The organism is Christiangramia fulva (genome assembly GCF_003024155.1).
In the GTDB taxonomy this organism is placed as follows: domain Bacteria; phylum Bacteroidota; class Bacteroidia; order Flavobacteriales; family Flavobacteriaceae; genus Christiangramia; species Christiangramia fulva.
Map to the genome: position 1 here is coordinate 2,731,784 of NZ_CP028136.1, position 24,668 is coordinate 2,756,451.

Annotated in this window: 19 protein-coding genes and 2 tRNA genes; 12 read left to right on the forward strand and 9 right to left on the reverse strand. The window is 36.4% G+C overall.

The genetic code is table 11. The features are described from left to right. Position 1: 1 nt before the first annotated feature. The gene (locus tag C7S20_RS12215; RefSeq protein ID WP_107012731.1) at positions 2-802 is read left to right on the forward strand and encodes a glycosyltransferase; all 801 of its coding nucleotides are present in this window, start codon (positions 2-4) and stop codon (positions 800-802) included. Here the strand turns inward: C7S20_RS12215 and C7S20_RS12220 are convergent. The 5 genes from C7S20_RS12220 to C7S20_RS12240 all read right to left on the reverse strand — a co-directional run bounded on the left by C7S20_RS12220 (position 799) and on the right by C7S20_RS12240 (position 6,010). Then, a complete protein-coding gene (locus C7S20_RS12220; protein WP_107012732.1) occupies positions 799-1,848 on the reverse strand; it encodes a glycosyltransferase family 2 protein in 1,050 nt (349 codons plus the stop codon). The two genes, C7S20_RS12215 and C7S20_RS12220, sit on opposite strands and share 4 nt — an antisense overlap. Positions 1,849-1,859: 11 nt before the next feature. Next, positions 1,860-2,708, reverse strand: a complete 849-nt coding sequence (locus tag C7S20_RS12225) for a hypothetical protein (protein WP_159039921.1) — start codon at positions 2,706-2,708, stop codon at positions 1,860-1,862. Between the two features lie 61 nt (positions 2,709-2,769). Further along, positions 2,770-4,203, reverse strand: coding sequence for an MBOAT family O-acyltransferase (locus C7S20_RS12230; protein WP_107012734.1), 1,434 nt, complete (start codon positions 4,201-4,203; stop codon positions 2,770-2,772). A gap of 98 nt (positions 4,204-4,301) precedes the next feature. Continuing rightward, entirely contained in the window at positions 4,302-5,288 is a 987-nt protein-coding gene (locus tag C7S20_RS12235) for a hypothetical protein (protein WP_107012735.1), read from the reverse strand. 254 nt (positions 5,289-5,542) lie between these two features. Next, positions 5,543-6,010: a c-type cytochrome gene (locus C7S20_RS12240; protein ID WP_107012736.1), complete on the reverse strand. Its 468-nt coding sequence runs from the start codon at positions 6,008-6,010 to the stop codon at positions 5,543-5,545. Between the two features lie 584 nt (positions 6,011-6,594). On the opposite strand from C7S20_RS12240, the gene C7S20_RS12245 reads away from it, so the two are divergent. From C7S20_RS12245 to C7S20_RS12265, 5 genes are all read left to right on the forward strand, one after another. Next, positions 6,595-6,669, forward strand: a tRNA-Pro gene (locus C7S20_RS12245). Positions 6,670-6,922: 253 nt separating this feature from the next. After that, positions 6,923-7,633: a VIT1/CCC1 transporter family protein gene (locus C7S20_RS12250; RefSeq protein ID WP_107012737.1), complete on the forward strand. Its 711-nt coding sequence runs from the start codon at positions 6,923-6,925 to the stop codon at positions 7,631-7,633. A 371-nt stretch (positions 7,634-8,004) separates the two neighbouring features. After that, the gene (locus C7S20_RS12255) at positions 8,005-8,358 is read left to right on the forward strand and encodes a DNA-binding transcriptional response regulator (protein ID WP_107012738.1); all 354 of its coding nucleotides are present in this window, start codon (positions 8,005-8,007) and stop codon (positions 8,356-8,358) included. Beyond that, complete coding sequence (locus C7S20_RS12260; protein WP_107012739.1) at positions 8,358-9,404, forward strand: HEAT repeat domain-containing protein; 1,047 nt, start codon at positions 8,358-8,360, stop codon at positions 9,402-9,404. The genes C7S20_RS12255 and C7S20_RS12260 overlap by 1 nt, the downstream gene beginning before the upstream one ends. Then, entirely contained in the window at positions 9,397-10,848 is a 1,452-nt protein-coding gene (locus tag C7S20_RS12265; protein ID WP_107014227.1) for a glycosyltransferase family 2 protein, read from the forward strand. The genes C7S20_RS12260 and C7S20_RS12265 overlap by 8 nt, the downstream gene beginning before the upstream one ends. Here the strand turns inward: C7S20_RS12265 and C7S20_RS12270 are convergent. Beyond that, positions 10,845-12,098 carry a YaiO family outer membrane beta-barrel protein gene (locus C7S20_RS12270; RefSeq protein WP_107012740.1) on the reverse strand — a complete coding sequence of 418 codons (1,254 nt, stop codon included), beginning with the start codon at positions 12,096-12,098 and terminating at the stop codon, positions 10,845-10,847. The genes C7S20_RS12265 and C7S20_RS12270 overlap by 4 nt on opposite strands. 310 nt (positions 12,099-12,408) lie before the next feature. After that, complete coding sequence (locus tag C7S20_RS12275; RefSeq protein ID WP_107012741.1) at positions 12,409-14,454, reverse strand: M13 family metallopeptidase; 2,046 nt, start codon at positions 14,452-14,454, stop codon at positions 12,409-12,411. 91 nt (positions 14,455-14,545) lie between these two features. Between C7S20_RS12275 and C7S20_RS12280 the strand changes: the two genes are divergently transcribed. After that, positions 14,546-15,391: an aldo/keto reductase gene (locus C7S20_RS12280; RefSeq protein ID WP_107012742.1), complete on the forward strand. Its 846-nt coding sequence runs from the start codon at positions 14,546-14,548 to the stop codon at positions 15,389-15,391. An 18-nt stretch (positions 15,392-15,409) separates the two neighbouring features. Here C7S20_RS12280 and nadB read toward each other — a convergent pair whose 3' ends face one another. Both nadB and nadA read right to left on the reverse strand, forming a co-directional pair. Next, positions 15,410-16,960, reverse strand: coding sequence for an L-aspartate oxidase (gene nadB, locus C7S20_RS12285; RefSeq protein WP_107012743.1), 1,551 nt, complete (start codon positions 16,958-16,960; stop codon positions 15,410-15,412). Position 16,961: 1 nt separating this feature from the next. Beyond that, a complete protein-coding gene (nadA, locus tag C7S20_RS12290) occupies positions 16,962-17,921 on the reverse strand; it encodes a quinolinate synthase NadA (RefSeq protein ID WP_107012744.1) in 960 nt (319 codons plus the stop codon). Between the two features lie 325 nt (positions 17,922-18,246). Here nadA and C7S20_RS12295 point away from each other — a divergent pair. The 5 genes from C7S20_RS12295 to C7S20_RS12315 all read left to right on the forward strand — a co-directional run bounded on the left by C7S20_RS12295 (position 18,247) and on the right by C7S20_RS12315 (position 24,486). Beyond that, positions 18,247-18,320, forward strand: a tRNA-Pro gene (locus C7S20_RS12295). 252 nt (positions 18,321-18,572) lie between these two features. Continuing rightward, positions 18,573-19,778, forward strand: coding sequence for a site-specific integrase (locus tag C7S20_RS12300; protein WP_107012745.1), 1,206 nt, complete (start codon positions 18,573-18,575; stop codon positions 19,776-19,778). 427 nt (positions 19,779-20,205) lie between these two features. Then, positions 20,206-21,021, forward strand: coding sequence for a GLPGLI family protein (locus C7S20_RS12305; protein WP_107012746.1), 816 nt, complete (start codon positions 20,206-20,208; stop codon positions 21,019-21,021). Then, positions 21,018-21,839 (forward strand): GLPGLI family protein, encoded by an 822-nt coding sequence (locus C7S20_RS12310; protein ID WP_107012747.1) that lies wholly within the window; start codon positions 21,018-21,020, stop codon positions 21,837-21,839. The genes C7S20_RS12305 and C7S20_RS12310 overlap by 4 nt, the downstream gene beginning before the upstream one ends. Positions 21,840-21,852: 13 nt before the next feature. Next, positions 21,853-24,486: a carboxypeptidase-like regulatory domain-containing protein gene (locus C7S20_RS12315; RefSeq protein ID WP_107014228.1), complete on the forward strand. Its 2,634-nt coding sequence runs from the start codon at positions 21,853-21,855 to the stop codon at positions 24,484-24,486. Positions 24,487-24,668: the final 182 nt, after the last annotated feature.

Below are 24,668 nucleotides of genomic sequence, written 5' to 3' on the forward strand. Positions count from 1 at the left end.
AATGAAGCATTTTCTATGCACACGGTTTAATTTAAAAAACGAAGATTGGATTCATACTAAGAAGGGTAAATCAGTTCTCACGAAAAAATGGCTCTCTAGTCGATTTTATTTATTTGAAAAATTTTGTGTTCCTTCCGTAAAAAATCAAACCAATAAAAATTTCAAATGGGTTATTTTTTTTGATATTGATACACCTACTAAATTCAAGAAAAAGATTAATGGTCTTTTGGCAAAAGATAATTTGTTTATCCCTTTATATATAAATGGAATAGGCGAATTAGAAACGAGTCTTAGCAGGTTTATTCTGAAGGAAATTTCAATAAAATCTGAGACTATAATTACTACACGGCTGGATAATGATGATGCAATACATAAAGATTTTATTAGTACTATTCAGAAGCTTGCATCGGGAAAATCGGAAGCGGTGATAGATCTCATTCGCGGTTTACAAATAGATATCCAAAAAGATCCATTTCAAGTAAGAAATCATTTTAAATATTATAATCCTTTTATCTCCATTGTTGAAACTGGAGACAATTTTAAAACAGTTTTATCCAGGCACCATTATGAATGGTCAGATCACGCTAATATAATAGCATATAAAAGTGATCGACTTTGGCTGGAGGTAATCCATGATAAAAATATGGTGAACGAGGTTAAAAATAATTATTATCTAACCAATAATTTTTATCCAGACGATTTTGGACTTAAAGGGATAAATTTTCAAAATAAAATTACAACAATTCTTAATAATACTTTTCTTAGGCTTAAAAAGTTAAAGAGTAGATTTTTGAAAACTTAATAGAAAAAATTATTTAGGTTAATTGGATTGTTTAGTTTTACTTTCTTCTGTGGATATTTTAATTTGTTCCTCAATATAATTTTGGGAATTTGATAAATTATTGCTCCTAAAAAAGGAAAATGTATTCTAGAAAAAAAATTTAATATTTTCAAATATTTTTTCAAAATAAAGGTTCTGTAGTTTTTAAATTTATAATGAGTATACCAAAAATTTAAAATTTTTAAAAACTCTCTTTTTTTAAGTTTTCTTCCGGCTATGTGTAAAAAAAAGAAGTATAATTTAAGAAATTCAGTTTTGTATTCTCGGTCCGTTTCTGTGGCTATTAATTGCTGGATTTTCTGATAAATTTTAATACGAGAAAATAATTTTTCATAAGACCATTTTGAATCCGAAATTCGATTCTCACCGTGCAGTCTGATAAAAATATCTGGTATAGATAAGGGAAATTTACGGTAATTTTTACTTTTTAATATCACTCGAATATGAAATTCAACATCCTGCCAGCTTAAGGCATCGTTATCAAAATTTAAATGATTTTCAATTAAAAAATTCCGATTAAAAATTGTACTTGAGGTGTGCCATCCACCAGTATATTTTATAAATCCATCAAGATCATCTAAAGTATTTAGATTAGAAAAGAGGTAATCGCAATACCTGGTTCCGGAATTAAATAATGCGACGTTAAACACCAGGAAATCATAATCTTTATTTTCCCGGGCACACTTCATTCTCTTTTCAAGACAAGTAGGAGACATTAAGTCATCTGAATCAAGAAACATCAGGTATTCACCTGAAGCTTCTTTAATTCCCTCATTTCTGCATTGTGGAGCTCCTTTAACACTACTTTTCCGCCTTAAAATTTTAAATCTTGGGTCATTTTTCACCTGATTTTGGATTGAAAAAGTGACATCCTCATTTGAATGATCGTCTATCAAAAGGACTTCGTACTGCTCAAAAGTTTGCCTTAAAATGGACTCTATAGTTTCAAGAACGAGTTTTTTTCTATTGTAAAAAGGTATAATTATAGAAATCCAAGGCATTGTCATTCAAATATATATTACAAATTAGGATAATATTTTTGAAGAATAGAATCTAGTGTTTTAGTGGCTTTTTCAGCACCTAATGGATTTAGATGATTGGCATCGTCAAAATATTTCCTGGTGAATGTACTATTAGTGTCATCTATAAAAAAATGGATTTTGGGATATTGGTATTTTAGACTATCAATAAGTTTCCGCCACTTTTTCACCAGTGAGGGATCACGTAATTCATTATACCGGTAATGAGTGGGGGGATGGTAGATAAATATTTTTAAATTGTTTTCATTGCAATAACTTATTATCTCATTTAGAAGAAGAAGATTTTTCTTATAGTTCTTCTTATTATGAATATTTTCGATAAGTACATAATTGGCATGGCTATATGCTCCGTCAAATTTATTTTCGTCGAATCCGAACTTATTAAGTTTAATGTTCGAGGTCTTAAATATATATTCGTTTAATATTTTAGAAAAATACTTCGGACTGAAATGAAAGAGAAGATGATCTTGCAGTTTTAACTTTCTTCCGAAAGTATTGACACCATAAAATTTAAGGTTTTTAGGATCTAAAATAGGTAGGATATTAGACTTATCTCTTTCCAGTTTATCATATGAAATCTCAAGTACTACCAGTTTTAATTTCGGTAGTTTAGGATTAAAGAATTTTAATAGTTTAAAGTCTTCAAATAATGTCTGACTTGAATTTGCCAGGTTAATGGCACCGGCAGCAATGAATTTTGGATTAATGGCTCTTTCAATTTGAGAGGAGCCTAAAAATAATATTTCAATTTCGTCTGAATTTTCCTGTATATAATTGTATCTTACTTTTTCGGCAAAATTTATCTCAGAAAGGGTATACTCTACCATTGCGTAACCAATAACTACGGGAAAGAAAAAAATTACTGCTCTAACTAAGAATTTTCTCAGATTAGAATTGGAAATAAATGAATGATTCTTTTGGTCCTCCATATCTTATTATAAAGAAAATGAATACATAGTAAATAGTCCATCTTAAGAAGGCAGGTATTTTTTCCTCCATTTTTATAAACGGATATTCTTTGCTTCTAGTAAAGAATTCTAGAATAAGCATTAAAAACAAAAATAAAACATTCAGCTTAATTATACTTTCAAAGTCATTATCCGGGATAAAACTAAATATTCTTCCTAGAAAGGTAAAAGCAATATCTGTATTTGGAGCCCGAAAGAAAACAATCGATAAAATTAACAGTGAAAAGGAAATAGTGATTGAAAAAAGATGCTTCAAATTCATCCACATTTTATTTTTCCCAGTCTTTACTTTGAAGTTCTTATAATAAATCTGATATCCAATCATATAAAAAGCATGAATTAACCCGAATATAATAAACGTCCATTCGGCTCCATGCCATAGCCCGATTAATCCAAAAGTAAGAATAAGTGCTATTCGGCGGTTAAATAGAGTTTTTTTTCGATTCTGCAAGAAAGGAATATGCACGTAATCCCGAAACCATTGGCTAACTGTAATATTCCATCTTTTCCAGAAATCGGGAATACTTGTGGCAAAATGAGGAAGTTTAAAATTAATATGTAATTTAAAACCAAATAATTTAGCTGAACCCAAAGCAATATCGGCGTATCCAGAAAAGTCTGCATAAATTTGAAAGTAAAATAGAACAAGAGCATAAACTAATTCCCAGCTTTGATAATCCCCAGGCTTATCAAAAATTGTATTAACAGCCAAAGCTAAATTATCAGCCACTACCATTTTTTTAAAAAGGCCCCATAAAATCTGGCGAAGTCCTTCTTTAGATGTTTGAAGTGAAAATTTTCGTTTTTTTAAAAACTGTGGAAGTAGAAACGATGTCCTTTCAATAGGTCCGGCAACCAATTGCGGAAAAAAGCTTACAAAGCATAAAAACTCCAGTAACTGTTTTGTAGGCTGGAGTTGGTTTCTATAAACGTCAATGGTATAACTTAAAGTTTGAAAGGTGTAAAAGCTTAATCCAACCGGTAAAACGATGTTAATAGCAGATATGAAATGTTTTTCTTCCGATAAATTAAAAAGATCTAAAAAGCTTTCCGTGAAAAAATTAAAATATTTAAAAGCAAAGAGGACTCCCAGGTTCCAGATAAGACTAAAATATAAATAGAATTTTTTCTTTTCGGGGGAATTGGCCTCGTATATTTTCTGTGCCGCAAAGTAATCTACAATTGAACTTAAAAAAATTAAGATTAAAAATCTCCAATCCCAGAAACCATAAAACAGGTAGCTCCCAAAGAGTAAAAGTTTATTTTGGAGCTTAATTTTATTGCTCCCGATCAACCAATATATTATGAATACTATAGGAAGGAAAAGTGCGTATTCGAAGGAGTTAAACAGCAATTAAATTTTGTTTATAAGTATAGCAAGATATTTTATAAAACAATATTAAGTAAAAAACCCGGGAAGAATCCCGGGTTTAAAATTTTGTTTATGATTTTTTATGGATTTGAAAGAAAACAATAGTCATTTCCTGGATCATCATCTGATTGGAAGGTCATGTTCGATGTGCCAAACCATTCCGAGGTATAAGTGAAAGTACCAAAGAAATCAGAACAATTAAAATCGGTGGTAGTACCATTGTATTGGGTAGTCCTTCCAAACCTATGGGTGCCATTTACGGTTGCTAAACCTGAACCACCCTGGATGTAGCCGGTAAAATCACAACGGGTGGTGTTGTAAGTAACTGTTCCAACTCCAGGAATAAAAACATCTCTTGTTCTATCCTGGCAATTATTTTGTGGCATCGTTGGAGTGCCACTATACATATAAAATACTTCGCTGGCTAATTGTACTTGAAACACAATATCGTTTTTACTATTATCAGCTACAGTACTTTCAGTATCTCCAGAAGAAGTCAATCCACTAGAAGTAGATGTTTGAATAATAGCATTAAAAGTTTGAGTTTTTCCTTTACCTAAATCGGGATGTGTATCACAACCAGAAATACAAGAATATGTTCCGGTCCTTGGGGTTATAGCGTTTTTGGAAGTCTCTTTCATAATCAGAACATCGCCTTTTTTTCCCATGTAAGTAACATTAGATATTAAAGGTTCTGTTCCATCACTGTTTACCGTGAAATCTAATGAAAAATCTTTACCACTAAAATTCGAAGTATTAGTATTACCGGATGCTTTAGTTAATCCTGAGGATTTTAACTGTGTTTTACTTCCATCAGGAAAATTAAAAGTAACTTCGGGATTTCCTTTTTCTTGAATAGCAATCCTGACCGTAGCCCTATTACCATCAATGCTAGAAAACACCCCTTCATAAATTCCGTATTGGGAATTATCATATTTTCCCTGGGCAACCAGTTTTTCAAGGTCTACTTGCGCCGTTTGTTCGTCTTGAACATCCGTAATCCCATTATCCTGGCTACAGGAAAACAAAAGAGTACTGATGAATACAATAGATAATAGTTTTTTCATAGGTGAAATGATTAAATTGTTTAAAAGCTTTACTAAAAGTTGGTGCAATATAATTTATTTTTGAACATCCAAGCAATTCCTCTTCTGGATTAATTCTTTTTTAACTATATAACTCTATATACTTAAATGTTCTGCAAATATAAGGGTTTCAGGAGTTGTAAGTATTAAATTCTTCTAAAAATGATTAATTTTTTTTAAAAAATGGGTGGTTAAAACGATAAAAAGTGCTTAAAAATTCGGTTAACTATAAAATTTTACTTTTCCTTTACTTTAGCAACTTCTTCGGGGGTCACCATGTTATCAACCTCGTTACTCCAGGAATGCATGACATAATTAAGTGCATCGGCTACTTCCTGATCGCTTAAACCCATTGGTGTCATCACATTGTTGTAGGTTTCGCCATTCACCTTAATTTCTCCCTGGAGGCCATATTTTACACCTCTTATAGCAGCTTCCCGTTTTTCTGTTAACCAGTTAGAGCCATCAAGAGGCGGATAAGTCCCGGGAATTCCTTTACCAGTAGGGAGATGACAGGTGACGCAGAGTCCTGAGTAAATCTTTTTCCCTCTTTCTATACTTTGTGCCAGGGGAGAATCTTCCTGTTTTTTCTCAGAGGTGTCTGATATTACATAGGAATCTTCTTCTTTTTCGGAATTATCTTTTTTATCAGATTTGCAGGCCATCATGGAAAGAAGGCTCAGTAATAGAAGTGTTTTTTTCATATCAATAATAATGGTTAAGGGTATTATACAATTATCAAAAAACTAAGATATAAAAAATTAAATATCATCATTGTTGGAGATGAATATTTATTATATTTGCCGCCCGGTGCTGGAAATTTGGGGGTGTAACCCTTCGACAAAACTCTTATAGAGATTTTGCTTAGGATAAACTCCACCCGGTTATCGCGCTGAGTCGCGATCAAGAAATTACTCGGGGTGTAGCCCTTCGACAAAACTCTTACAGAGCTTTTGCTTAGGTTAAACTCCACCCGGTTATCGCGCTGAGTCGCGATCAAGAAATTACTCGGGGTGTAGCCCTTCGACAAAACTCTTTCAGAGATTTTGCTCAGGATAAACTTCACCCGGTTATCGCGCTGAGTCGCGATCAAGAAATTACTCGGGGTGTAGCCCTTCGACAAAACTCTTTCAGAGATTTTGCTCAGGATAAACTTCACCCGGTTATCGCGCTGAGTCGCGATCAAGAAATTACTCGGGGTGTAGCCCTTCGACAAAACTCTTTCAGAGATTTTGCTCAGGATAAACTTCACCCGGTTATCGCGCTGAGTCGCGATCAAGAAATTACTCGGGGTGTAGCGTAGCCCGGTTATCGCGCCTGCTTTGGGAGCAGGAGGCCGCAGGTTCGAATCCTGCCACCCCGACGAAAGTAAGCCTTGCACGAAAGTGTGAGGCTTTTTTTGTGTACCAAATTTAAAGAAATTGGCCGCTGGTTCTTCCGAGGCTTCGGGGCTGTTCCCCCGGACTAATTATCTATCAAAAATCCTTATAACATATAAATTGTCAGGTTTTTTATTTTAAGGAACTGAAGTAAGAATTCTGAAATTTTATTCTGAAAAAACTTTATTCCGGTAGCCTTTTAATTGTAAATTGGCTTTAACAATCAATCTTTACAATATGTCCGAACAATTGGATGATTATCTCGATAATCATTATATACAACGCAGTAATTGGCTTCGTGCAGCCGTTTTAGGCGCTAATGACGGAATTCTTTCTACAGCCAGTATTGCAGTAGGGGTTGCTGCTGCCAGTGATACCCGATCTCCTATAGTGCTGGCAACACTTGCCGGTCTCGTGGCCGGAGCTTTATCAATGGCCGCTGGCGAATATGTCTCGGTAAGTTCTCAAACCGACCTTGAAAAAGCCGATATCGAACGGGAAAAGCAGGAACTTGAGGAAATGCCTGAACTGGAACTACAGCGACTCGCGCTTATATATGAAGAAAGAGGTTTAAAAAAGAGTACTGCAATGACTGTTGCTAAAGAGTTAACTGAAAAGGATGCTCTGCAGGCGCATGTGAGGGACGAGCTTGGAATTCATGAAATGCATCAGCCCAATCCCATACAGGCAGCTTTTTCTTCAGGTGCGGCTTTTACGGTGGGTGGTATTTTGCCTTTTATGGTCACCATCTTTTTCCCAATGCAATCTATGGGCTATTTTCTTTACGGTTTTTCCATTTTATTTCTAATGCTTTTAGGAGGTGTATCAGCTAAAACAGGAGGATCAGGTAAATTAAAAGCTATTATTCGAATTACCTTGTGGGGAACCATTGCCATGGGGCTGACCGCCTTTATCGGTTATCTTTTTGATGTGAATATGCCGGTATAGCTCTAATTTTTTTACAATTACTATTTCGAAGTGGGATAAGAATAAGATCTGATTTTTATCCATTTAGTACTTTGTATTTGACCAGGCTGAAGTTTTTGACCTTTTAAATAATTCTGTTAAGGATTTTGCCGTCTACGCCTGGTTTTTTCTTTAGTCTATTCTTCTTTTTAAGATTTCGCAGGAACCGGGGGCAATTTTGGCTCCCTTAGCCGTACTGTAAAACAGAAGCTTTTTTCTTTAGTAATTATCGAATTTTTTTTCAAATTTCAGTTTTGAGATTTTCTTCTTTCGTGATAAGGCTACAAATCCCGAAAATTTTGAAGATTATTTTTCAGCTTAATTTACTATATTTCGTGCGAAAATAAGCTGGAATGAAAAAGGTCTTGGTGATCCAGGAAGATATTATAATCCTTAAAATTCTGGAGAGACTGGTTCAGTTAAACAATTTTGATTGTAAAGCTATTCAATCACTGGACCAATTAACAATAGATGATCAGCAAACAAATTTCCAACTTATCATCACTGATATTCTCTTTGAAGGTATTGCTCCTCTTGAATTCGTTGCGCAAGTAAAGGAGATCATTTTGCATAAAGACATGATCATTGTTACCAATATGGGGCAGAATAAAATAAAACGGGAGATCTTCGCAGTACGTGGAGTTGCAGGATTTTATGCTGTACCTTTGGATCTCGATGAAATAGAAGCCTTGATACAGACCTACTAATGAATGAAGAAATTTTAATATTTCTAATTAAAATAGCCTCTATAATTCTGGTCATATTCTGGATATCCATTGCGTATAGCTTTTTCTATCGTAAAAAGCGATTTAAAATCCGTCATAAAATTGAGTTGACTTTTGCCGAAATTGTTAGTCAGTATCTTTACAATGATCCTAATGATCCACTGGATATAAGAAAAATTCAGCATGCTCTGGAAGAAGTGGGAGTAAGGCCTGGGGAAAAGAAAAATATCCAATACCTAATTAGACTAATGATAAGAACCCAGCGTACCATTTTAGGAAGGAATTATCATAAGTTAAAGAATTTATATGCTCAAATTCAGCCTTATGGAGCTTCTTTTTCAAAGATTTCAGGAATTGGATGGTATAAAAAAGCGCAGGGAATCAGAGAGATCTATGAAATGGATCAATCTCAATATCTGGATAATATTTTCAAATTCAGAAACCACCGAAATATTTATGTAAGAAGGGAGGCACAAATAGCACTTGTTGTTTTTATGGGTTGGGAATCGCTCCGATTTCTGCCATATCTAAAACGGAAAATAACACTTTGGCAACAAATTAAAATTGTTGAAAAACTCGCCGATCTTTATCCAACTCCAGAACTGAACTGGCTTCATAAGGCATATAAAACGGATAAGCTATTCGGTAAAAAGCTTCTTATGAGAATAATCAGAAAGTTCCAATTACATGAAGAGGTTGATTTTATTATTCAGCATCTCAAACATCCAGATTATGAAGTAAGGGAGACAGCTATTTACTGCATTCAAACTTTTGCGGTTTCTGATGAACGGATGAATTACATCAAACACCTTTATGATTCTGTTTCTAATCCGGTCCAACAAGCTCAATTACTGGAGTATATACACGGAAATTCTGAAATTGACCTAGATTTTTATATGAAGAATCTTTATGAAGGAAACGACGATTTAAAACTGAAAATCGCTGAGATACTATGGAATAACGGCTATAAAGAAAAAGTTCAGGAATTCTATTATCAACAATATCCCAAAAATGGATTATATGTATAGTAGTTTTGAGAATTTTTTTACGAGTGATTTCATTTTGAATTCGGTGAATTATTTTTTCCTTATTTATGGTGCGACGCTTACCAGTTTTTATTGTACGGGAGTAGTACTTGCGAATATTGCTATTAGAAGAAATATTCGTAAATCTTCTTTTTTACAGGTAAAAGACATTGTTAGTGCTACCGATATTCCTTCCGTAACCTTGGTCGCCCCAGCCTTTAATGAGGGGCTAACTATTATTGAAAATGTTAAATCCCTTCTTTCTATCCAGTATCCCTACTACAAATTTATTCTGGTAAATGATGGAAGTACTGATGATTCTTTGGAAAAACTAATTAGAGAATTCGATCTCGAGAAAAAGGACGCGACATTTATTACGCAACCTATTACTACAGCCACGGTAAAGCACATTTATAAAAGTACCAACCATAAATATACTCAGTTAACAGTCATTGATAAAAATAATGGAGGGCGCGCGGATGCCTTGAATGCCGGTATAAATTTCGCTACTACTGAATTGGTAATATGTACCGATGCCGACTGTATTATTGAACAAGATGCACTTTTAAAGATGGTAAGGCCTTATTTGGAAGAAGATCACCGGGAAATAATTGCCTGCGGCGGGGGAATAGGTATTGCCAATGATTCGGTTATTAGAAACGGAACACTGAAGGAGCTTAGGCTGCCTGAAAGTATAATTCCTATGGTACAGGTTGTGGAATATATCAGGGCTTTTTTACTCGGAAGAATGGCATGGGGAGAGATTAATGGCTTAATGTTGGTTTCGGGAGCTTTCGGGATGTATCCTCGAAAAAGAGTGATTGAAGTTGGAGGTTTCGATGCAAAAACAGTAGGAGAGGACCTGGAACTTTGCATCAGGCTTCGCAAGAATATGGAGAGATTAAAGCTTCCCTATAGGGTTGTGTATTTGCCTGAAACTCTTTGCTGGACCGAAGGTCCGCCCGATGCTAATGTACTGGTAAATCAGCGTGACCGTTGGGCTCGAGGTCTTTGGGAAACCATGAAAATTCACAAGGGATTATTTCTAAACCCCAAATTTAGATTTATGGGAATTTTATATTATCCCTATTGGTTGATTTTTGAATTTGGAGCACCATTAGTTGAATTTCTAGGGTTAATTTGTATTCTCGTTTATGGAATTTTAGGATTGATCAATTGGCCTTCTGCTATTCTGCTTTTTACGCTGGTTTATTTAATTGGGTGCATTTTTTCTACAGCAGCGGTTTTCATGTACGTGAAAAATTTTGATCATTATACTAAACCTAAACAAATCGTAGAACTGTTACTGGCTGCTTATTTGGAGCCATTTGTTTACCATCCTGTGCTCCTATATGGCCAGATGAAAGGCTATTATAAAAAACTCTTCCGCATTAAATCCGGATGGGGAGTGATGACCAGGAAAGGATTTAAAATTTCGGAATCTTAAAACCTGAAACGATAGCTTAGCGAAGCCAGGAACTGGTTTCCTTTATTGTTCTGGTCAATATCTTCATTCAAATATCCACCGCTTAACTGAAAAAGGTGGTGGATCCCAAGGCTTTTATTTAATCCGATATTGAAGTAGTAGGCTTCAAGCCCCGGATTTTCCTGAACCTGGGTGAAAATTGTTTTTTCATCAGGTGAAATACCGCTGCCAATTCTGGCAAAGAGATAGTTATCGATATCCTTAAAATAATATCTTAGGTTGAACTGGTAATTTTGAACAATCTTGTTAAGTCGCTCTGGACCGATAAAACTTCTTAAATTCAAATAGAATTTTCCCTGGTAAGCCGTTAATCCTATAATTCCGGTAAAATAATCCTGGTTGCTGAAATGTAACAATCTTCCCCCTGCTTCTGCTTCAAAAACCTTCAGAAAATTGAGAAATATAGAAGCACTTCCTCTGAATTCGGGATATACATCACCATTTGAAAAACCAGCTGTTAGCTGGGCATAAAACTTATCGCTAAAGACGGGATAAGACTCCAGCTCGTACAGATATCCGTTATCGAAAGACCTGTCTGTATAATGAATTCGGCCAATCAAAGCAGTTCTGTTGAAATAGTGGAGGTATTCCCCGATTATCGTATTCCAGGGATTCGTGCGACTATAGCCTTTGCTGAAATTAACATATTGATAGCTCAATCCTATTTCATCTGAAACCGTGCGGGTAAGAATATTTTGAAGCTGATATCTTAAATTTTTATTGAGATCGGGTTTTTTGAATAGTTCGAGCGCGATCTTCCTAGCCTTTTCTGGCTGCTTAACCTTTAATAGAAGGGAAGCCTGTAGCGTTCTTATTTCATCTCCCACCTCATAGTTCATTTCAATCTCGTTAATAAAAGAAAGACTTTCTGAAGCATCGCTATAAAAACCTATTTGCTTTTCTGCCAGTTCTTTTACCCCTGGATAATCTTTGGCGTATTTCATCAGGTAGAGAATATCGTCTTCCGCCTGGTCTATTTTCTGAAGCACCCACTCATTTCTGATCCTTAATATTCTAATATCATGATAGTCTTTAGCGAGTTCGAGACCTTTGTTAGTATAATCCAGGGAAAGCGGATATTCTTTATTTTTATATAAGTTCAGAGCTTTGAAATAAATGCTATCAGTATTTGTTTCAGAAATTTCCTGAGAATAAAGATTCAGACTTCCCAGAAAGAACAATAGGAGAATCACGTATCGGTGGGCAGCCATAAATAATACTTGTAGGTTAATCTTATTTTTCGGTTAAATTTAATTGATAATTTAAAGCAAACGAAGGTATCACCATTAATTTCTTAAACATCTCCTTATTTTGGTAGAATATTAGGCAGTTACTTAATCTCTTATTCTATTTATCTCGAAAAATTTTAATGTTTAACCGTTTTAAAAGAAATGATAGCTTTTGGAGTGCAGCGAGGGATTTATTTCTCTTGTGATAATTAATGATTGTGATTAATGCTTATCGCCGAAATTTCTGAATAATGAATTCATAAAAAAACCGCTCCGAAGAGCGGCCTCATTTTTACCAGATCTTTACCCTTTGATCTTCTGCCAGATAAAGACTGTCTCCCGGTTTTACATCAAAAGCTTTATAAAATTCAGGAACGTTCCTTACCACTCCGTTTACGCGGAATTTTGCCGGAGAATGCGGATCGGTGCTTACCTGCATTCTAAGGGCTTCTTCCCGGGATTTCTGTAACCATGCCTGGCCATAACCCAAAAACACTCGTTGTTCTGGTGTAAAGCCGTCAATTACTTTAGCCTCTTTTCCGTCAAGTGATTTTTTATAGGCTTTTAATGCGATACTTAAACCTCCAAGATCTCCAATGTTTTCACCCAGAGTAAATTCCCCGTTTACATGAACGCTGTCGATTACTTCGAATTGATTGTATTGATCTGTGAGACTTGCGGTTCTTTTTTCAAATTCCTTACGGTCTTCATCGGTCCACCAGTTGCGCATCGCGCCGGAGCCGTCAAATTTACTTCCCTGGTCATCAAATCCATGACCTATTTCATGACCTATCACTGCTCCAATAGCTCCATAATTAACGGCATCATCGGCTTCCAGATTAAAAAACGGAGGCTGTAGAATGGCTGCCGGAAATACGATCTCGTTCATTGTAGGATTGTAATAGGCGTTTACGGTTTGTGGTGTCATTCCCCATTCCTCACGGTCAATAGGGCCGTCCAGCTTGTCGATCTCCACCTGGTACTGGAATTGGGAAGAGCGTTTTATATTTCCGTAAAGATCATTTGCAGTGATTTTAAGATCGGAATAATCTTTCCATTTATCGGGATAACCAATTTTGGTATTGATATTATTCAATTTGTCAAGCGCCTGTTTTTTGGTGTCTTCACTCATCCAGTCAAGATTTTTGATACTCTCTTCATAAGCTTTCAGAAGGTTCTGTACGAGGTCTTCCATGCGTTTCTTTGCTTCCGGCGGAAAATGTTTCTCCACATAAACCTTCCCCACCACTTCTCCAAGATTAGAATTCACCACAGCCACCCCACGGCGCCATTGTTCTCTTGGCTCCTGAATTCCTCTTAATTCCTTTCTGTAGAAATTGAAATCTTCATTATAAATATCAGAGTTCAGTTCATTAGAGCTCGCATTTAGTAAACCCCACTTCAAATAGGTCTTCCAGGTGTCCAGCGAATGAGATTTGATGATATCGTTCAGGCTTTTGGTATAATCAACCATGGCGATACCAATCGTATCACGGTTAATTCCGGCCCCGCTTAAATATTTTTCGAAATTGAAATCAGGCATCAGTTTTAAGGCCTCATCATGACCGTACATGTTGTACAGCTTCTGCATATTTCTCGTATCTTCTTTTTTCATCTGGCTTGCCGCCATTTCTGTTTCAAGGGACATGATATTTTTAGCAGATTTTTGCCCGTTTTGCCAGCCTGCAAGCTCAAACATCTTTTGTATATGATCTACATAGGCCTTGCGAATTTCTTTAGAACGTGCGTCTTCTGAAAGATAATATTCCCTGTCTGGTAGCCCGAGCCCGCTTTGAACAACATATACGGTATAAAAGCTTGGATCTTTAAAATCCTGATAAACAAAGCTGGAAAGTGGAGCGTATAATCCCGAACGGTTCGCATAGGCAAAATAAGAAGCAAGCTCATCATAGCTGGAAATATTTTCTATTTTCTGAAGGTCTTCTTTTAATGGTTCCATTCCCAAAGAGTCGCGAAGCTGGGAATTCATATAAGATGCGTAAAGGTCTCCAACTTTTTGTTCGGCAGATCCTTCCGGATGATCGTCTTCAGCAGCCGAAAGGATAATTTCTTTTACGTCTTCTTCGGCCTGTTCCTGCACCATATAACCTGCACCATAACTGGCTTTATCAGCGGGAATTTCAGTTTCTTTGATCCATTTTCCGTTTACATAGGCGTGGAAATCATTCCCCGGCCTAACCGTAGTGTCCATATTTTGGACGAGAATTCCAGATTCCAGTTCCTTTTCTTCGGAAGAATCAGATTTTTCAGCGTTCTTGCAGGCAGAAAAGCCGGCAAGAAATGCGACTGCCAGTGACAGTTTTATAAGATTTTTCATATCTTTTTTTAAGATGTTATAAAAGTGTTAGTAGTTTCTTTTTAAGAATGTTACATTTTGGCTAAAATAATATTTAAATTCTTAATTTTTGATGGAAATCAGCAATATAGGCGGAAGGTGGAAACTTTCCAATGGCGTGAAAATCCCTTATTTAGGCTTAGGTGTCTATAAGGCAAAAGATGGAAACGAGGTTAAAAATGCGGTAAAGGTCGCGCTGGATGCCGGATACCGGCTCATAGATACCGCAACTTTTTACCATAATGAAGAAGGAGTGGGAGAGGCGATTCGCGAAAGCGGGATTCCCCGTGAAGAGATCTTTGTTACCACAAAATTATGGATCGATGACCAACTGAATGATAATACCGAAAATGCTTTTTATAAATCTTTAGATCGACTGAAACTGGATTATATCGACCTCTACCTTATTCACTGGCCGGTTCCTGAAAAATATCTGGAGAGCTGGAAAGTAATTCAGAAGATTTATGATAGCGGTAAAGTAAAAGCGATTGGGGTGAGCAATTGCCTCGAGCACCACCTTGAAAGTCTGAAAGCTTTGGGAGGAATTTCGCCGATGCTGGTTCAGAACGAATTCCATCCCAGGCTCGTACAAAAAGACCTTATTGAGTATTGCCATAAAAACGATATTATTTATCAGGCATGGTCACCATTGATGCGGGCCGAAATACTTTCAAATCAAACTATTCAGAAAATTGCAAAAAAGCACCAAAAAACTCCTGCTCAGGTGGTGATCAGGTGGGATTTGCAAATGGGAGTGGCCACCATTCCGAAAAGCGTACACAAAAAACGGATCGAAGAAAATGCCCGGGTCTTCGACTTTGAACTTTCTAAAGATGAAATGGAGCTAATTACATCGCTGGATAAAGAGGAGAGAACCGGGGCCCACCCTGATAAATTTATGAGACACTTTGGAGAATAAAGCCGATTTTTGAAAATTTCAATTGAGAAAAACCCCTTTTTTAGTCTGCTGTTTTTCTTCAAAAAGAATTGCGTGTAGAAGAACCAGTTTTGCAGCAGTTACCAGGTTACGAATTTCATAATACTGGATATTGAGACAATTATCATCCATTAATGCAGCTATGGTATTTTGTATTTGCTCTAATTCCCGAATTGCCGCTTTTTTATCGGAAACAGGTTTTATATAAACCAGTTCATAGCTCATCAACTTTTTAAGGTGGCTTTTCAGAAATTCAAGGCCTGCTTCTTTTTTTAAAGGAATCCTGTTGCTGCTTTCCATAGAAATTGAAGGGGACTGAAGCTGCTTTTTTATTTCATCAATTCGAGGCAGCAGGAATTTTACCGCCTGGTGGGAGAAAACAAGGGCTTCCAATAGCGAGTTTGAAGCTAAGCGATTTGAACCGTGAAGTCCGGTACAGCTGCATTCTCCCGATGCAAAAAGGTTTTTTATGGAAGTCTGCGCATTTTTGTCAACTTTTATACCTCCACACTGGTAATGGGCTGCCGGGATCACAGGTATGGGATCGGTTTCTACATGAATACCAATTTCCCGACAGTGTTTAACGATAGTCGGGAAATGATCCCTGAATTTTTTCTGATCAAGATGACTGCAATCTAGAAAAACACTTTTCTCACCAGATTTCGACAACTCTTTTAAAATGGCAGCAGAAATAATATCCCGAGTAGCCAGTTCCCCGCGCTCATCATGTTCGAATAAAAATCTTTTTCCTTTTTTATTGATAAGATAAGCTCCGAATCCTCTTACCGCTTCTGAAATCAGGAAAAGAGGTCCGCCATTTTCTTCATATAAAGCTGTGGGATGAAATTGAACAAAATTCATATCGGCAATTTCGGCACCGGCATTAAAGGCCATCGCGACGCCATCAGCTGTGGCAACCGGCGGATTGGTACTGTTACTGAAAAGTTTTCCGCTTCCACCAGTAGCAAGAAAAGTCACCCTGCTTTTAATTTCACTAAGGATATTCTTATTCAGATCCAGAACTTTGAGGCCGATGCAATTGGGAATTCCTGCTATAGATTTGATGAGAAGATCGGTCACAAAATAATGCGAAAAAATATGAATATTAGGAAAAGTGGCAACTTTCGCAAGCAGCTTGGTTTGGATCTCGAGTCCTGTAAAATCCTGTTTATGAAGGATCCTGTTATAAGAATGTCCGCCCTCCAGGCCCAGGTCGAATTCACCGGTATGAGAGAGATCAAAATTACTGCCCCACTCCAGGAGTTCAGAAAGTCTTTCGGGAGCCTGTTGCACTACCATTCTAACGATTTCAGCATCGTTAAATCCTTTTCCTGCTTTCATGGTGTCCTGAAAATGGGATTCATAACTGTCATGCTTTTGGTCCAGCACCACGGCTATTCCTCCCTGCGCCTTTGTGGTATTTCCAGAATCGGCTTTTTCTTTGGTAAATATGCTAATTTCCAAATCAGGCCTTTTCTCTGCTAATTTTATGGCAAATGAAAGTCCGGCGATACCAGAACCTATAATGGCAATATCGGTTTGAAACAACATATTAATTCGATAATTCCAGCATGCGATGAATTGGAAGAGCGGCTTTTTCTATTATTTCCTTTTCCAGTTTGATCTCAGGGGTCTCATTCTTAAGGCATTTATACAGTTTTTCGAGGTTGTTCATCTTCATATAGGCACATTCACTGCAGGCACAACTATTATTTTCTTTTGCTGGAGCGGGAATAATGGTCTTTTCCGGAAATTGTTCCTGCATATCATAGAGAATACCCGCTTCAGTGGCTACGATAAAACTCTTTTTATCGCTTTCAGCTATATGTTTTATTAAACCGGAAGTAGAGCCGATGTAAGAAGCGACTTTCAAAATATGGCTTTCCGATTCCGGATGGGCGATGATACTGGCAGAAGGATATTTTTTGTGCAGAGTTAGCAATTTATCGATCGAAAAAGCTTCATGAACCAAACAGGCACCATTCCAAAGCAACATTTCCCGTCCGGTCTTTTCGATAAGAAAATTTCCAAGATTCTTATCAGGAGCAAAAATGATCTTTTTGTCCAAAGGGATGGCGTTAATGACTTTTTCAGCATTTGAAGAAGTGCACACAAAATCGCTCATGGTTTTTATCTCTGCCGAACAATTTATGTAAGTAACCACTACATGGTCTGGATGCTGATCTATAAACTTTTTAAAGTTTTCAGGTTCACAACTGTCGGCCAGGGAACATCCCGCATTTAGATCGGGCAATAGCACTTTCCTCTCCGGATTAAGGATCTTTGCTGTTTCAGCCATAAAATGCACTCCGGCAAAAACAATGATATCAGCACTGCTTTGAGCTGCTTTTTTTGCAAGCTCCAGGCTGTCACCCACGAAATCAGCGACCCGTTTTATTGCCGGTTCCTGGTAATAATGAGCAAGAATTACGGCATTTTTTTTCCGCTTAAGCAGGAGTACCTGCTCCTGTAATTCTGAAGTTTCAGAAGGATGTACTTTCATTAATGACATTCTAAAGAATCGGTTTTTCGCCTTTTTTTATCGGGTTACAAAAATAAGATTTGAAGGAAGCTCATTATATGACGAATGTCAGTTTTGAGGTGAATCTTAAGCTGAAAGTTTCAATTCTTGACCAGATCCAGGTTTTTATATTTTATCAAAAAACAGAAGCAGGTTTAAATTGAAATTTCCCTTTGATAATTGGAATAAACCCTTTTAATTTGCACTTCCAATTTCGGGATGTGGTCAAATGTCTTCGCTCAGGGCAGGCCTTATATCCAAAGAAAAAGATGTCTAACCTATCTTTTCTGAAATGTTCTTCTGAGCGCAATTTTTTCGGGATGTGGCGCAGTCTGGTAGCGTATACGCATGGGGTGCGTGGGGTCGCTGGTTCGAATCCAGTCATCCCGACTTTTTAACACTTCGTTAAAAACTAAATAACAGGGTAATTATATGGTAATCATGTAGTTACCCTTTTTTAATGCTATTATTTTAACACAATTAAACTTAAAGAAATCGTGAGTTTTGCGTGAGTTCGTGAGTAAATCGTGAGTCAAACGTGAGCTTCTTTTTCGTATCTTCATAGAATCTGGATGATCCCATCCGCGTATTGTTGATTTGACTTTTGTACCTGAGAATTTTGTTTCATTTAAAGTCAACATTATGCGTACAAATCAAACTTTTGCTATTTCTTTTTTCATTCGTAAAAAGAAAAACCAACCCGAATTAGGGATCCTCTATGCTCGAATTACCATAAATGGTAAAAAACAGGAAATTAGTTTAAAAAGAACCCTTCCTGTAGATCGGTGGAACCAGACCTCCTGCAGAATGATCGGGAACAGTTCCGAGAGTTTCCAGATTAATAAAAAGATCAATGAAACCAGGAGCCAGTTGTTTAAAATCCACGATGCCTTATTAAAAGAAGATAAAGTGCTAACAGTGGATTTGATCAAATCTCGATATTTAGGTACCGACCAGCAACATAAAACCTTGTGCCAACTTCTGGATTACCAGCGCATTAAAATGAATAAAGTTCTAAAATATGGGACTTTAAAGAATTATACGACCACAGAAACCTATCTCCTGGATTATCTTAAAGTGCAGTACCGAACATCGGATACCTATCTCAAGCATATAGATTATGAATTCACCCTTGGCTTTGAAAGCTACCTGAATAATTTGGAGGGCTTACACAACAATGGTTTGATGAAGCATATGGAACGTTTTAAAAAGCTGATGCGCCTGGCCGAACACCTTGACTGGATCGAGAAAAATCCTACCAGGAGATTTAAGCTGCGCTTTGATTCAGTAGATATGGTTTATTTATCAAAAACGGAGCTTGAGAAAATCAAGGAGCATGAGCTGGAGAATCCTACCCTACGACTCAATCGTGACATATTCATATTTGCATGCTATACCGGACTGGCTTATGCTGATGTAAAATCTTTGCATAAGAATAATTTACAAATAGGCATAGACGGTAGAAAATGGATTTATACTCGCAGGAGTAAAACAAACACACCGGTAAGAATTCCATTGCTGAAACCTGCTGAGGAAATAATAAATCGCTACCAGGACCACCCAAAAGCAGAAACTAGAAATTCTTTATTACCAATATATTCCAATCAAAAAACGAATCAATATTTAAAAGAGGTGGCAAAAAAGGTGAAAATAAGAAAGAAATTGAGCTTTCATACCGCCAGACATACTTTTGCTACTACCGTTACTTTGGCAAATGGAGTGCCTATTGAAACGGTATCTAAACTTTTAGGGCATACTAAGCTCTCGACAACTCAGATCTATGCTAGGGTAATAGACTCTAAAATTTCCAGGGATATAGATAATTTAAGATTAAAGTTGAGTGGTTAACAATACGCAGCCTCATACCCATGTGCTCGTTAAAAGTGATGTTTGAAAATCTTAGCTTCGAAAGAACACCGCATCGGACTAAAAAATCCATTTTTATTGATTTGAATCAATTCAAATTAAGCCAATTAAATATAAGATTTTGTGGATTGAATTTGTGTTGAATTATGAAGAACCATCCGAAAACAAATTGGTTCTCCTCCTTGGAACAAGCCTAGTAAATGTTATATATTGTGGACTACAACAACTTTATATCACTCAGTTCATTGAGGAAGTATCACAAAAAAGATCCTGTTAGTTTTTGTAATAATCTTTAGGTGAGGCTGTTAACATAATATGAATCTGTCTTGAAGGCGATGAGAAGAAAGGTGATTTAAAAAAAGAATCAAGCAGAATTGCTGAAAAACACTAATATTGTAGAACTAAAGAAATGAGAAAACTTATAATCGCTTTGATTTTTCTTGGTTTAGGAAATTTACAGGCGCAAAAATCCTATTCTTATAAAGCTACTTATCGATTAGAATTTCAGAAGGATTCGACAAATGAAAACTCAATAAAATCTGAAATAGGTGTTCTTTATTTAGGTAAAGGTTACTCGCGATATTCCAGCTTGGGTAAAGCGGTTAAAGATTCATTAGTAGCAACGTTAGATCCTTCAAATAAAAGCATGGCGGAGTTTTATCGAATTAGAAGTCTTACCCCAGAAACCGATTTTAATTATAAAATTTTCAAGAACTACCTGGAGAATGAACTTATTTTAGTCGAAAAGGTTTTCAAAGATAAATTGAAGTATAAGCAGGCTTTAAAAGTGGTCGATTGGGATATTCAGCCGGAAACCAAAGAAATTTTAGGCTATAAGGTGCAAAAAGCTACAGGGGCTTTTGCCGGAAGAAATTATATCGTTTGGTTTGCTCCTGAATTACCATTTCCGGATGGGCCTTATAAGTTTAATGGTCTTCCAGGGCTTATTTTAGAAATATCAGATCTTAAAGATGATTATCATTTTAGGTTAACGGCATTCCAGGAGTTAGCATATTCGGTAGATAAATTATTGAGTTTGGATAAATATAAAGCTGTTTCTCAACAGGAACTCGACCAGGTGCGTAAGGATTATAATAGGGATCCGCTTACTGCAATGGCAAATAGCGGAATCACAATTGAATGGAAAGACGGACAGGAAGAGGCTAAACGGGAATTAAGGAAGAAATATGAAAAGCGAAATAATCCAATAGAACTACAAAAATGAGAAAACTTATAATCCTTGCACTTTTAATGAGTTTAGGATATTTGAAGGCACAAACACCTTATCCTTATAAAGCTACTTACCGTTTAGAATATCAAGAAAATGCTACCGATACAAATTCCATAAAATCAGAAATTGGAGTACTTTATTTAGGTAAAGACCACTCGCGATATTCAAGTTTGGGTAAAGCGGTTAAAGATTCTTTAGAGAATATGGAAAATCCTGAAACCATGAGGATGGATGAGTACAATCAAATGACCGACTTTAAATACAAGATCTTTAAAAATTTTAAGGAAAACGAACTTATTTTGGCAGAAAAGGTTTTTCAATATAAATTAAAATATAAACAGGATCTAAAACAGATTAATTGGGAAATTCAACCAGAGAATAAAGAAATTTTAGGCTTTAGCGTTCAGAAAGCCACAGGTAATTTTGCAGGTAGAAATTATATTGCCTGGTTTGCACCAGAATTACCATTCTCCGATGGGCCTTATAAGTTTAGTGGTTTGCCGGGTCTTATTTTAGAAATCTCCGACCTTCAGGGACAATATAATTTTAGCTTAACGGGATTTCAAAAATTAGAAAAACCAGCGAATAAGCTATTGAATTTGGACAGCTATAAAGTTGTTTCTCAGCAAGAACTTGATCAGGTTCGGGATGATTATAATCGCGATCCCATTGGAACAATGCAAAAGGCAGGAATAAGATTCGGTTGGAGCGAAGAAGATGAAGCTAAAACAAGGAAAGAACTAAGCGAAAAATATAAAAAGCGTAATAATCCAATTGAGCTTCAGTCAAACAAATCATCGATCAAAAATTAAATAATTGGATGATTTGAGGCAGATTTTCCTTTTCCTGATATTGATATTAGTAGCTTTTACGGGTTATTCTCAAAAAGAAATTTCGGGCCAGGTTCTTGACGATCAAGGTGAAAAACTTAGCGGCGCTACCGTGATGATAAGTAAAGATTCTGTCTCTTCAATACTCGCGTATGCTATTTCTGATAATGAAGGGAAGTTCAAAATAAAATTATCCGAAAAGACTGATTCCCTATTTTTAAAGATTTCTTATATCGGTTTCGGAACTTACACAAGGTCCATTCCGAATAAAACCCAGGAGTTAAAAATAAGGCTGGGAAAATCTTCTGAAGCGCTTAAAGAAGTTATAGTAACCGCCGAAATGATCGAACAGCGTGGCGATACTTTAAGTTTTTCAGTAGCGGCATTCAAAGGGAAAAGCGACCGGGTAATTGCGGATGTGCTCAGGAAGATGCCCGGAATAGAAATAAGGCCGGGCGGACAGATTTATTACAGAGATAAACCCATTCAAAAATATTATATCCAAGGTTTAGATCTTTTGGAGGGAAGATACAATCTAGCAAATGATAACCTTTCTGCTGATGCGGTTTCCAAAATCGAGATCCTGGAAAATCATCAGCCAATAAAGGCTTTGGATAGTTTGGAATTTTCAGAGCGCGCATCTATAAATATCAAGCTTAAAAAAGATATTACATATAGCGGAACGGCCACAGCCGGAATTGGAGGAGCGCCTTTCCTTTGGCAAACAAAGATTACGCCTATGATTTTTACTAAAAAACGACAGGCGATTGTTACTTATCAGAGCAATAATACTGGCAACGACGTTTCCGATGAGATCCGCAAATTTTCCATCAAATATTCTGGGATCGATTTTGATATAAATCAAGAGGATTGGCTGGCCATTCAGAATATATCAGCACCTCCATTTTCTTCGGAGCGATGGTTGAATAATAATGTTCATTTAGGTTCAGCAAACATTTTACAGCGCGTTAAAAGAGATTTGGACCTTAAGCTGAATATTTCTTATCTCAATGATTATCAGCAACAGGATGGCCGCACCCAAACACGCTATTTTACACCTACAGATACGATCGATGTGATCGAGAATACCAATAACAATAATTTTGTAAGTAAGTTAGAGGGAGAACTTACATTAGAAAATAATGCCGAAAAAAATTACCTGAAGGATCAAATAGAATTTAAAGGATTTTGGAATACCAATCGCGGATTGATCGACCGCCCTGATACACAAATTAAGCAGCAGCTGGATAAGCCTTTCTTCGGAATTAAAAACGACTTACGTTTGCTTCGGACTCTAGGAAAACAATTGATTACTTTTAATTCGAATACCGGTTTTACCGCAAATAATCAGGATCTATTGGTGCATCCGGGACAATTTGAAGCTATTTTTAATGATGGCGATCCCTATGGCGAAATTCAACAACTGGTTTCTTCAAGGAGAATATATACCGATAATTCGGCCGGTTTTACCAAAGCACTGCGCAAATTTACCATTTCGCCTAGATTTGGATTTTCGATTCAGAATCAGCAATTAGATACCGATATTGTTCTGGAAGGAGAGGAGGTTTCAAGTACCGCTTTTAAAAACAGAGCCGAATTTATACAATCTTCAGTGTATTTTAAAAACGCTTTCAGATTTGAAAGTAAGGATGAAACCTGGAATTTGCGTATAAACACACCGCTTGAATTTAAAAGCTTGCACTTTGAAGATGATAATTTTGAGGAGACCAGAGCATTGAATCGTATAATTTTTGCACCTAATTTTTATATGAAGAGAAAAATTTCAGCCTATTGGGAGGCAAATGCTTCAGCAGGATTGAATTATCATTTTGGAGAACTTCAGCAATTATATTATGGGTTTGTACTGAATGGCTATCGAAATTTGAACCGGTACAATGCCCCTATTTCCGAAGAAACCCAGCAAAATTATAAGGGAGGCCTAGGTTATCGAAATCCGATAAAGCAATTGTTTATTAACGCTTCCTACTCATATATTTTTTCTGAAAATAATTTATTGTACAGTTCTAATATTGGTGAAAACGGAACAACAATTTTAGAAGCGGTGGCTCGCGATAATAGCTTCGACAATCATAGCTTTAACGCTAGCGGTAGTAAATACTTTAGGAAAATAAAAACGACGCTTAAATTGAATGCCTCTTATAATTTATCCAAGCGGCAGCAGCTTTTAAATAACATTCTGACTGAGGTGAATACGCAAAGTTTGAACCTGCGAGGGAGTGTTGATGCAAATATTTCGAGTTGGTTAATTGCGAGTTATTCAGGAAAATTTTCAACGTATATTTCAGGTTTTGAAGATAGGAATTTCCAAAAAATAGAAACCCATCAACATATTCTCGATCTTTATTTTTATCCTAAGGATAATCAATATTTAAGGGTTAGTGGTGAATATTATGGGAATTCTTTATCTGAAAATGGGGATAATTATTTTGTGAACCTGGGCTATCAGTTTACTTTTGAAAAACCCAAATTAGATCTGCACATTAATTGGCGAAATATTTTGAATACTGAAGAATTTATCCATGCCTACAATAATCAATATTATTACGTACAAAGTAGTTATCGCTTGCGTCCTTCCCAGGTGCTGGCTACTTTAAAATTCAGGCTTTAAATGAATAATTTCATTAAAGCAGCCTTTGTTGAATCTATAGAAGAAACTTTAAAAGCTAAAGAATTTGGCACCGATCGTATAGAGTTATGTGCGCTCAAACGTTACGAAAAGGGAGAATAGCAAGAGGATAACACGCTGCGCATGTTATGGTATATTTCTCCCCCTTAGTTTTCAGGGCTTTA